The organism is bacterium, assembly GCA_030247525.1.
Lineage (GTDB): Bacteria > Electryoneota > JAOADG01 > JAOADG01 > JAOADG01 > JAOTSC01.
Map to the genome: position 1 here is coordinate 20,658 of JAOTSC010000018.1, position 11,827 is coordinate 32,484.

At 50.5% G+C, this 11,827-nt stretch carries 9 protein-coding genes; 7 read left to right on the plus strand and 2 right to left on the minus strand.

Annotation, left to right across the window (positions count from 1 at the left end):
* The first annotated feature begins 9 nt into the window (after positions 1-9).
* Genes OEM52_03125 through guaB form a run of 6 tightly spaced genes read left to right on the plus strand, consistent with a single transcriptional unit; the run spans position 10 to position 8,810 of the window.
* A complete protein-coding gene (locus OEM52_03125) occupies positions 10-1,515 on the plus strand; it encodes an N-acetylmuramoyl-L-alanine amidase (protein MDK9699131.1) in 1,506 nt (501 codons plus the stop codon).
* A complete protein-coding gene (gene surE / locus OEM52_03130; GenBank protein ID MDK9699132.1) occupies positions 1,512-2,279 on the plus strand; it encodes a 5'/3'-nucleotidase SurE in 768 nt (255 codons plus the stop codon). The genes OEM52_03125 and surE overlap by 4 nt, the downstream gene beginning before the upstream one ends.
* Entirely contained in the window at positions 2,276-3,847 is a 1,572-nt protein-coding gene (gene guaA / locus OEM52_03135; GenBank protein MDK9699133.1) for a glutamine-hydrolyzing GMP synthase, read from the plus strand. Before surE ends, guaA begins: the two co-directional genes overlap by 4 nt.
* Positions 3,844-4,803 (plus strand): undecaprenyl-diphosphate phosphatase, encoded by a 960-nt coding sequence (locus tag OEM52_03140; GenBank protein ID MDK9699134.1) that lies wholly within the window; start codon positions 3,844-3,846, stop codon positions 4,801-4,803. Before guaA ends, OEM52_03140 begins: the two co-directional genes overlap by 4 nt.
* Positions 4,788-7,328, plus strand: coding sequence for a hypothetical protein (locus OEM52_03145; protein ID MDK9699135.1), 2,541 nt, complete (start codon positions 4,788-4,790; stop codon positions 7,326-7,328). The genes OEM52_03140 and OEM52_03145 overlap by 16 nt, the downstream gene beginning before the upstream one ends.
* A 12-nt stretch (positions 7,329-7,340) precedes the next feature.
* The gene (gene guaB / locus OEM52_03150; protein ID MDK9699136.1) at positions 7,341-8,810 is read left to right on the plus strand and encodes an IMP dehydrogenase; all 1,470 of its coding nucleotides are present in this window, start codon (positions 7,341-7,343) and stop codon (positions 8,808-8,810) included.
* 84 nt (positions 8,811-8,894) lie between these two features.
* On the opposite strand, the gene OEM52_03155 is transcribed toward guaB, so the two are convergent.
* Together OEM52_03155 and OEM52_03160 are read right to left on the minus strand one after the other, a co-directional pair.
* A complete protein-coding gene (locus OEM52_03155; protein MDK9699137.1) occupies positions 8,895-9,794 on the minus strand; it encodes a D-2-hydroxyacid dehydrogenase in 900 nt (299 codons plus the stop codon).
* 86 nt (positions 9,795-9,880) lie between these two features.
* Positions 9,881-10,966 (minus strand): alanine--glyoxylate aminotransferase family protein, encoded by a 1,086-nt coding sequence (locus OEM52_03160; GenBank protein ID MDK9699138.1) that lies wholly within the window; start codon positions 10,964-10,966, stop codon positions 9,881-9,883.
* A 28-nt stretch (positions 10,967-10,994) separates the two neighbouring features.
* On the opposite strand from OEM52_03160, the gene OEM52_03165 reads away from it, so the two are divergent.
* A partial coding sequence (locus tag OEM52_03165; protein MDK9699139.1) for a hypothetical protein occupies positions 10,995-11,827 on the plus strand: 833 nt, incomplete at its 3' end.

Here is an 11,827-nt window from a genome sequence, read left to right on the forward strand (position 1 = left end):
AACCGTCGAATGCGAACAACGATAATCCTTCTTCTCCTATTAGGATTGGCAGCGTCAGGTTTTGCCGAATCGACGATGGATGTGTCGCGAGCAGGCAATACATTTATGATACCGCTGCGTGTAAAAGGAAATGTCACGCAAGTCGATATCGCTTCGCTGGCGGCGGCTCTGGAAATCGAAACGAGTACAGATTCCAATGGGGCGTGGTTCACAGTAAAGACGCCGCAAGTCATGCGACTCCGGGTTGGTAACCCTTGGGTCGGTTATGGCGCAACGGTTTTGCAACTTCCGTTGCCGGTGGAACGGTCAGGTAACAATTACTGGACGCCGCTGCAATGGACGATTACCCGGTTAACGGAAGATGGGGTTGAAGAAGCGATTTACGATTCCCCCGCGAAAACACTTACCGTGCGGCCGGGAAAAGCGATTTGGAAGGGCATTGCTTTTGAAAAGCAAGGGAACGATTCGTTACATCTTACATTACTGTTACCTGCGGGACCGCGCATTACTACGTTCCGGAACGATACTTCGGTGACGTTTTCAGTTTACGGAGCAAAAATCCTCGAAGGAAAATTCGCTCTTAACATCGATACCAGTTTGGTAAAGAAAGTGAACAAGGATTTGAAGGCAAGCCCGGCACGGGTAACTGTTATCACGAAGCGTTCGCTTGCCGGTTACGATTCGCTTGATTCGCGGGAATTCCGAATTCGGGTGCAACCGGATGACGCTACTTTACTGGCTGCGGAACAAGAGAAACTGAAATCGCAACTGGCGGAGATGAAACGCAAGTGGGCAATCGATTGCGTGGTAATCGATGCCGGACATGGCGGGAAGGATCCCGGCGCCCGGGGACGCGGTTTACAGGAAAAGGACTTAACGCTCGATATCGCATTGCGACTGGCAAGTGAATTGCGGAAAGTGCCGGGACTTAAAGTTGTACTGACTCGCGATAAGGATGTATTTGTTACCTTGCAAGACCGCGGCAAGATAGCAAACAAAGCTGGTGGGAAGCTGTTCGTATCGATTCATATCAATGCGGCGCGCTCATCGAAAGCCTACGGTATTGAAACGTACTTTCTTTCACCCGCTCGTACGGAACGCGCAGTGAAAGTATCCGAGTTTGAAAACTCGGTTGTGCAACTGGAAGATGACAACGAATCGTATAAACAGTTAACCGACGAAAAGCATATTCTGGTTTCGATGGCGCAATCGCAATTTCTCTTGGAATCGCAGGTGTTAGCCGAAGCAGTGCATAAAGAAGCGATCAAGCGTACCGGATTAAACGACCGCGGTGTCGATCAAGCGGGCTTTTATGTGTTAATCGGTGCCAGTATGCCCGCCATTCTGTTTGAATGTGCGTTTCTAACGAATAGCAGCGATGCGAGAAAACTACGCTCTTCCGAAGGGCGACAGAAATTCGCCGATGCGTTATACGCCGGCATCATGAAGTTCCGCGAACAAGCTGAACAGGGAATCGGCGTGAAAAACGGAAAACCCGAACGCAGGTCACAATGAGAATTCTATTAACGAACGACGATAGTATCCATGCAGCGGGCATCCATGCCCTCTGGAAAGAAGCGGTGAAATACGGCGAAGTCTTCGTTGTCGCTCCCGCTCGCGAAATGTCGGCGATTGGCCACGCGATTACAATCAGCGATTCGCTCCGGATCGAACCCTACGATCGCGAAGGAATGAAGGGGTGGGCAGTTACAGGAACACCTGCCGACTGCGTCAAAATGGCGCTGAAAGAAATCATGCCGGAGAAACCGGATGTCGTGATTTCCGGTGTCAACCAAGGGAGTAATACCGGATTGAACGTTATTTACTCCGGTACCGTATCCGGTGCATCCGAAGCATCGATCTGCGGTTGTTCCGCATTAGCGGTTTCTCTCGATAGTTACACCTCGAAAGATTTTTCCGTAGCAGCGCAATTCGCGCTGAGAGTCGCTCAGCATATTGCTGCGAATCCCCTGCCGATTTATACGCTGTTAAACGTAAATGTTCCCCCGCTTCCCGCCAGCCAAATCAAAGGGGTGAAAACAGCTCGGCAAGGGCGGATGAGGTACGACGAAGTATTCGACCGCCGGGAAGATCCCCGCGGCAGGGTTTACTATTGGATGGGTGCTGAACGGCTTCTAATCGAAGAGCCGGACGATGTCGATGAGACGATTGTCGCCAACGGTTACATTTCGGTCACACCACTTCAGCTTGACCTCACCGATTACAAGGTGTTACCGGAAATTGAAAAGTGGCATTTGACGATGGATGGCATTCGATGAGCGGACATTCGCAAACGCACGAATCGGTGGTGCATCCCCGCGAACGGATTCTGGTACTCGATTTCGGTTCGCAATATTCACAATTGATTGCCCGGCGCATTCGTGAGCTTGGTGTGTACTCCGAAATCGTTCGACACGACCACACCCGCGCTGAATTGGAAGCGCATGAACCAATTGGCTTAATCTTCTCCGGCGGACCGGCGTCGGTATACGATGAAGGGGCGCCAACCCTGCATCAAAGTGTATTGCAGTGGGATATCCCGATGCTCGGGATTTGTTACGGGTTACAGACGCTTGCCCATTTGAGCGGCGGGAAAGTGGAACCGGGCGACCACCGCGAATACGGCAGGGCAACGGTAAAACAAAGCGATTCTTCTGAATTGTTGCAGGGCTTACCGGACGAATTCGAGGTATGGATGAGTCATGGCGACCGTATCCTTGAGTTACCCTATGGATATCACAGTACCGGCAGCTCTAGTGGCGCACCGGTATGCGTGATCGAATCAGAAGCCACAAAACGGTATGGTGTACAATTTCATCCCGAAGTCACCCACACCCCACAAGGAAAACAACTACTGTCGAACTTCCTCTACCGGATCTGCGGCGCAAAGGGGGGGTGGGATGCGCAAACCTTCATCGATGCGGCTACCCAATCGATTCACGACCGGGTCGCCGATAAGAAAGTACTACTCGGTTTATCGGGCGGCGTCGATTCATCGGTAACTGCGGCGTTGTTGGGAAAGTGTATCGGCGATAAATTAATCCCCATTTTTGTCGATAACGGTCTCTTGCGGAAGAACGAAGGGGATCAAGTCGAAGCCGCATTTGCGAAACTTGGACTACATATTCATCGGGTGAACGCCCAGCACGAGTTTTTATCACAATTGGATGGCGTTTCCGATCCCGAGCAAAAACGTAAAATCATTGGACGCGTCTTTATTGAAGTCTTTACTGAAGCGGCAAAGCGATTCGACGGCATCGGCTTTCTCGCGCAAGGGACCTTGTATCCCGATGTAATCGAAAGCTCTCCAGTTCGCGGGCCTTCGGCAACGATAAAATCGCATCACAATGTCGGCGGACTACCCGAATTACTGCCATTTCCTTTGCTCGAACCGTTACGCGAATTGTTCAAGGATGAAGTGCGTAAGGTAGGACGAACGCTGGGATTACCGCCGCACATCGTCGACCGTCACCCGTTCCCGGGACCCGGTTTGGCAGTTCGCCATTTAGGCGCTGTTACTGAATCCGGATTAGAAATCTTGAGGGAATCCGATGCGATTTTCATTGAAGAATTAGTTAATGCAGATTTGTACGGCAAAGTGGCGCAATCGTTTACCGTTTTACTGCCGGTGCGTTCGGTCGGCGTGCAAGGGGACTTCCGCACCTACGAGAAAACGGTAGTGGTGCGCAGTGTCAATACCGATGATTTTATGACGGCTGATTTTTCACGGTTGCCGTGGGAGTTCCTCGCCCACGTTGCAACACGTATCGCAAATGAAGTTAAAGGAGTTAATCGCGTGGTGTATGATATCACTTCAAAACCGCCAGCAACGGTGGAGTGGGAATGACCATTACGAAAAATTCGTACACTCGTGGTGAAATCGCGGTTTTACTTTTATTAGCGGTGTTCATTGCGGCGGCTTTGCTCTATCTCGGGGTGCAGTATTACGAGCAGCGGCAAGGCAGAGTCGGTGAACCGCTCTCGCAATTTACCTACGGGCAATCGTTTGCGTTAGGTGTTGTGGAAGGGGTCACTGAGTTCTTACCGGTATCGTCGACCGGACACCTTGAATTGGTTTCATACTTTCTGGATATGCAAACGCCGGAAGCAAAACGTGCTGTCAATGCTTTCAATATCGTGATACAAGGCGCGGCATTGCTCGCAATCGTTGGATTGTACCGAAAAAGAGTCGGTGAGATGATTTACGGTTTGTTCAACCGCAACGATTCCGGTCGCAAATTGTTGATCAATCTGTTCGTCAGTTTTTTTCCGGCAGCGGCGGTTGGTTTACTCTTTGATGATATGATCGAGTCGTATTTGTTTAATCCGGCTGCGATTGCCGGTGCGCTGGTGGTGGGCGGCGTCTTGATGATTTGGCTCGAACGCCGGCAACGCAAAACGAACGGCACGGGAGGTCTGGAAATCGATGCGATGACTTGGCGGATGGCGCTGATTGTTGGAATCGCACAAATTTTTTCGATGTGGCCCGGTACATCACGCTCGATGGCAACCATCTTAGGCGCGATGATTGCGGGACTATCGTTACCGGCAGCGGCGGAGTATTCCTTCTTGCTCGCATTACCGACACTGGGTGCGGCTTCACTTTATAAATTAGCCAAGGAAGCGTCGGCAATTTTCGATTTTGCCAGTCCCGGTGTTTTTACGGTGGGAATGGTAGTTAGCGCTGTAGTTGCCGCTCTCGCCGTTAAAGGTTTCATTCAGTTTCTTGCCCGCGGCGGATTAGCGCCGTTCGGTTACTACCGAATTATCTTAGGAGTCGCCGTATTGTGGCTCATTTCCTGACACGATCATTCTTATTGTTACTTTTCATCGCTGGTATACTGGGCGATACGGTTTCCTCTGCACAACCGATTTTTCAGGGCGATCTTCGTCCATACGAAATGCAGACCAGCGTCAATGGAACCACCGATTCGATTCGGATGATTTCACTACATGGCGATTGGCAGCTCAAAGACCAAGCCGAGACGATTGTGCGGGTTCCGTTTTGCTATGATGGCGACCAGCCGATTGAAGCAATGCGCCGGTTTACGGTCCCTTCAAAACTGGCAAACTACCAATTTCGCTTGATTTTGCAAGGGGTGGGACAAGATGCTTCGATTTCACTAAATGGTGAGTTTCTCGCCCTGGCGCGCGGTTTGGATGCAATGGTCGTCGATGTACCGCCCAACCAAATTCACTTCGATAGTGAGAATATCATCTCCGTAGAGATGTCGCCCGACGTGACAAATCCGCTCGATTTTCCGGTCGCTGCCGGCTTCTATTCACCCAAGCGTTACTCAGGCATTTACCGCGATATCTACTTGCTTGCGCTTCCCCAGCGCCGGATTGAGAGCATCCGAGTGAAGGCGGAAGCAGCTTCCAGCGGTGGTAAGCTGTCGTTCGATTATGTCGTGCGCGACGCGAAACCACTCCCCTCGTATGCCGTGCAGTCCGGCACTGCAACTACACTGCAAATCCGGTGGTCACTGCAATCGTTAAACGGCAATGAAATCCTCACCACTCAACAAACGGAAATCGAGTTGCCGCCGCGTTCGATTTCGCAGGGTACAATTCATTATACGGTTCCAACGGCGCTTTCCTGGTCACCGGTGCAACCGAACCTCTACCGATTGTATGTCCGGTTGTATGACCAAGAAACGCTGCTGCACGAAGTACTCGAGCTTGTTGGCTTTCGCGACCTCACTATCCGTAACGATAACTTTTATACCCGTGCCGGCATTCCCCAGCGATTGTATTGCGCCACCTATGTCGAAGAATATTCTGAAACAGGATGGGCGGCGACCGCTTTCCAATTGGAACGCGATGTATTTGCCGCGAAGTCGTTGGGACTCAATGCATTGCGAGTGATCGGAAAATCACCCCATCCCTACTTAATGAAACTTGCCGACCGCTATGGATTGTGGATTTTAGCAGAATCACCGGTTACAATTCCTCCAGTCGGATTACTCAAGCGGGACGAGTTTCGTCAATACATCACCTCCAGTTTACGGCAAGTTGCCCAGCTTTCTGGAAATCACCCATCGCTATTGGCGGTAGGTCCCGGCTTTGGCTTCCCCACGGCAAACATTGAACCCGAACTGACCGAACTGTTTCAATCGATTCGCAGTGAAACCAAACTCTGGACCTATTTATCAACCCCGCAGTTAACAAGTAGTCCCATTGCAGATTTTCAGATTTTTGAACGATTACCGGGTCTCTCGTTTGAGAAGTTTGAAACGAATCCAACGATGGGACCACTGCTGTTCGGTTCGGTGGGAATATTGATCGATCCGCTCACTGCCCGCGGTTCGGAACCGACCGCAGAAATCCGCCAATCGCAATCGATTATTCGGACGCTGGAACAGGAAAATGTCAAAGCAAGTTCCGGGTTTGTCCTGAGCGGATTATGCGATTATCAAACCGAGTTTCCGTTATTGAACCGCTCACCGAGCCCGATTCCAAACGCACTACCCGTGGGCGTCATCACTTTTCAACGGAATGAACGTTCGGGATATGTGACATTACGCGATTACTTGAATGGAATCTCGGTAAAATCCGCTCCTACTTCCCCGCCGGGTCAAACCAGCTCAGCACAATACATAATCGCTGGACTAATCATCTTTACTTTGTTTGGTTTATCGGTCGGACAAAATAAAGTTCTACGCATTCATATCACACGCAGTTTATTGCATCCGGCAGGCTTCTTTCAAGACATCCGGGAAGGCAGATTCTTTCAATTTGGCGAAACAACTTTATTAGGAATCATGATCTCGGCAATTGGCGCGACGTTAGGCGCAGCGACGATTCACGGATTACGGCACGATTATTCGTTCGATCTATTACTTACGACACTCACAACGAAACCGTTTATCAAGGTTTGGTTGAACCGGATTATTTGGGATTCCACCAGCTCGATTGGATTACTGTTTCTCGTAATCGTAGTAGTCGGATTTATCGCAGCGGCACTACTCGCGGCGGTGTCGCTGTTTACCCGGCAACGGATGAGTATTCTGAAAGCAATTTCCTACATAACATGGGGCTTTTCAAACCATCTGTTGTTATTGCCGCTTACACTGTTTTTGGTCGGTTCGCTGATTGAGAAAACAATCAGTACCAGTTGGATTCTTGTTTGTCTGTTATTTGTTTTGTGGAGCGTGTATCGCTGTGCGACTGCGATTGTCATCGCATTTCGTAATACCGCCCGGATTGCAACGGTACTTTTTCTCGTTTTGCTTACCGGCATCGGTTATGGATTATGGTATTGGTTACTTAAAGTGAAGATGATTGGATTGTTCTGGTCGTCGTTTCGAGCTGCCGGTTGGCTATAATTGAGGGTGTTTATGAATCCGAAAAAAGTAATCGGTGAGTCGCTTACATTCGATGACGTATTGTTAGTTCCGGCAAAATCTGATATCTTACCACGCGATGTCGATATCAGCACTCGGCTGACGCGCAACATCACGCTCAATATTCCGTTGGTGTCAGCTGCAATGGACACTGTGACAACCGCGAATTTGGCAATCGCGCTCGCTCGTGAAGGTGGCATCGGTATCATCCATAAAAATATGTCGCCGGAAGATCAAGCCGCCGAAGTTGATCGGGTGAAGCGTTCCGAATCTGCCGTAGTACGCAAACCGATCACATTGACACCGGAAAAGACGGTCGCTGAAGCATTGGATATGATGAGGAGGTCCGGGGTATCCGGTTTCCCAGTCGTCGATCGCGGGGTACTGGTCGGTATGCTCACCAATCGCGATGTCCGGTTTGAGACCCGCATGAATGTGCTGGTCAAAGAGGTGATGACCAAGAAATTGGTTACTGGTAGACCGGGTATGTCGTTGGATGAGGCAGTCGAAGTATTGCAGAACCATCGCGTCGAAAAACTTCCGTTAGTCGACGATACGGGAAAACTGGTCGGATTGATTACCGTAAAAGACATTCTCCGGCGCCGGCAGTTTCCGATTGCCTGTAAAGATAGCGCAGGTCGATTGCGGGTAGGCGCGGCAGTCGGCGTTAGCAGCGATACGGTGGAACGGGTTCGACATTTAATCGAAGCAGGATGCGATGTGATTGTCGTCGATTCCGCGCACGGACACAGTATCGGTGTGTTAAAAACCGTGGAGAATTTACGACACCTGTTCTCCGATATCGATTTAATCGCGGGGAATGTTGTCACCAAAGAAGCAACTGCAGACTTGATAGCCGCCGGGGTCGATGCGGTGAAAGTCGGAGTGGGTCCCGGTTCGATTTGCACGACGCGCGTCGTTGCCGGCGTTGGTGCCGCGCAAGTAACAGCGATTATGCATTGCGCAGAAGAGGCGGCGAAACAGAATGTACCCATTATCGCTGATGGCGGTATCAAATACTCCGGTGATATTGCGAAAGCGATTGCAGCCGGCGCCGAAACGGTAATGATCGGTTCGCTTTTTGCCGGAGTCGATGAATCTCCCGGCGAGCGTGTTCTCTACGAAGGACGAACCTTCAAAGTGTATCATGGAATGGGATCGTTAGCCGCCATGAAGAAGGGATCGAGCGACCGTTACTTTCAGCGCGATACCGAACCGGAAAAACTTGTCCCGGAAGGCATCGAGGGACGGGTTCCCTATCGAGGATTGTTGGCGGATACCGTTCATCAAATGGTCGGTGGATTACGGGCAGCAATGGGGTATTGCGGCGCGAAAGACATCGTAGAGATGAAAGAGAAAACCCAATTTATGCGCATCACGTCAGCGGGATTGCGCGAATCGCATCCACACGATATCATGATTACGAAAGAAGCGCCGAACTATTCGAAAGGTGCGAGCGATTAAAAATATTTCTTGGTATAACGTTTGTAGTAAAAAACCCCGCAATCGCTTGCGGGGTTTCTCTTATCTAAAGAGTAAATAAAAAGATTACTTGAGCTCTTTGATCAGGATTGAGACGACCTCAGCGCCGACTTTATCCTGCGCTTCGACAGTACTCGCACCAATGTGCGGCGTTACCGATACGTTGGGGAGGGCAACCAAATCCTTGTTGAAACTCGGTTCACCGACGAAAACATCAACGCCGGCGCCGCGCAGCTTACCGCTCTTTAACGCTTCGATCAATGCCGCTTCATCGACCGTACCGCCGCGGGCACAATTCACGAGAATCGCGCCATTCTTCATCTTCGCAATTTCACTTGCACCGATTACCGGCGGTTCGCCCTTCGGCAGTGGAATGTGAAGCGAAATGACATCGGATTTTGTCAAGATTGTTTCCAAATCGACTTGCTCGACATACGGGGAATTGATCGTAGCAAATTTATCGTAGGCAAGCACTTTCATTTCGAGCGCTTTACAACGTTTGGCAAGTTCAATTCCGATCCGTCCGCAGCCAATCAAACCGAGCGTCTTTCCGCCTAATTCCATTCCCTTGGCAAACGCTTTCTTTTCCCATTGTCCCGCTTTCATCGAACCGGTTGCTTGGGGAAGGAACCGGGCGATGGCAAAGATATGCGCCAATGCCAGTTCGGCTACCGACGCACTCGAAGCCGCCGGGGTATTCATTACTTTTACGCTATGCTCTTTCGCCGCTGCCGAATCGATATTGTCGATACCGACGCCGCCGCGAACGATGAGTTTCAGATTCTTGCCTGCGGCAATAATCTCTTTCGTTACTTTCGTGGCAGAGCGGACAACGATCACATCGTACTTTTCGATTTCCTTAACCAATTCTTCCGGCGGATAAAACTGTTCGGTAACCTCGAATCCGTTATCCTTTAAATCCTGTATGGCGGCTTTCGCCATGCCGTCCGAAATTAAAACTTTCATCGTTTTCTCCTAACGTAAGGGCGGTTCGAGAACCGCCCGTGAAGAGGAATGGGCGCGACCTTGCATCGCGCCCCTACCGAAGTTGATTAACCGTTTGCGCGGGGGAGCGTCTTCAGGATGTCGGCGATAGTGTCGAGCAATTCCTGCATCCCCTCAACCGTGACATCGCCCATGTGGGCGATCCGGAACGTCTTCTCTTTCAAGTCGCCATATCCATTGGAAATGGTGAAACCGCGCTTGCCAAGGGCGGCATTCAAATCGGCGACCACGATGCCCGGGGTATTGGTTGCGCAAGTCAGAGTCACCGATTCGTAACCGGCTTTCGGATAGAGCGGGAATCCTTGTGCGACGACAAAATCGCGCGTCATTTTCGCCAATTTCTCATGGCGCGCCCACCGGTTATCCAAGCCTTCGGCAAGAATGTCGTCAGTCTGAACGTCAAGTGCGAAGATATGCGAAATCGCTGGGGTTGCCGGGGTCTGGTTCTTGTCGCTGTACTTCTTCATATCGAGGAAGTCGGTGTAATAACCGCGATGTTTTACGGTCTTCGCCCGCTCGAAGGAACGTGGGGAGTGCGTCGAAATCGTAAGACCGGCAGGCATTGCCCATGCTTTTTGCACACCGGCTAACAACACATCGATGCCCCATTCGTCAGTCGGGATCTTCGCGCCTGCCATACAGGAAACCGCATCGACGCAAAACATGACGTCGGGATACTTCTTCATGACTTCGGCGATTTTTCCGATGGGGGATTCAACGCCGGTTGAGGTTTCGTTCATCACGACGGTTAAACAATCGAATTCACCGCTCGCAAGTTTCGCATCGATCAATTCAGGGGTAATCGGCTGGCCCCAATCGACTTTCAATACTTCATTGGCGACATTATTCGCGGGGCACATTTCACCCCAGCGTTTGGAGAATGCGCCATTGACGCAGGAGAGTACTTTCTTGTTCGACAGATTGCGAACGCAAGCTTCCATAACCAATGTCGAGCTGGATGCCCATAAGAAGATGTCGTTCGTGGTATAAAGAATTTGCTTGAGTTTGGGGATTACGCGTTCGTGCAACGCGATGTAGTCTTTCGACCGGTGACCGACCTGCGGTGTCGCCATCGCCTGCAGAATCTTAGGCCGGACTTCACTGGGTCCCGGAATGAACAGTTTCTTGTGCATGGAAAAACCTTTCGGAAGGAGCTACACGTTGTCATTACCCGGACAGCGGTTGACGGGATTTTCTTTGGTCGGCAGCCGGTCGCTGCAGGAACCAAAGTCCCTAAAATTACGGAGAAATACCCTACTAAGGCAACTCACCATTTCCCCCGTGATCGAATGTGAACAAGCATGTGACGTAAAAGTGATTAAAGAGATGAAATGGCACGAATGCGCTTGTTTATTGATTATCAGTGTCGTAAGTTTTCTTATCAATCGATGGCGGTTTCCCATGTACAAAACCCATTTCGTCCCACTTGTAGCTATACTGCTATTCATCACAAACGTATTGTATGCCAACCCGACAAATCCTACCCGGCTCCCTTCACCGTTTTTCTTCACCGAAAACAGAGGGCAGTGGGATGCGCGGGTATTGTACAAGTGTCAAGCGAAAAATGGGATGACCTGGTTCCTCGAACGGGATGGGATTACTCTCCTTGTGAGCAGGGAACAGGGGACAGGGAACAGGGAACATGGGGAGCAATCCGTACGTCGGACATTCTTGTCCGATGACTATTCCAGTAGGGTCAGACCCTCTGGGTCGCCCGATGAAAATGACCTCCCTGAAATGTTGCGCCGCCATCCGCAAAAAAAATATCCGATGAAAAGTCATGCGCTGAAGTTTCACTTCGTGAAAGGTGAAGGGTCAAAGGTCAAGGGTGAAGGGTCAAAGGTGAATGGTGCAAGGTCAGCAAAAGAAGATTCCGAGAACCTTGACCAGTCTTCTTCTACTCAACACCCTACACCTTATACCCTAAACCCTTCACCCGATTTCTTACACCCTACACCTTACACCTTACACCAATCTTTTTCCACCTTACACCG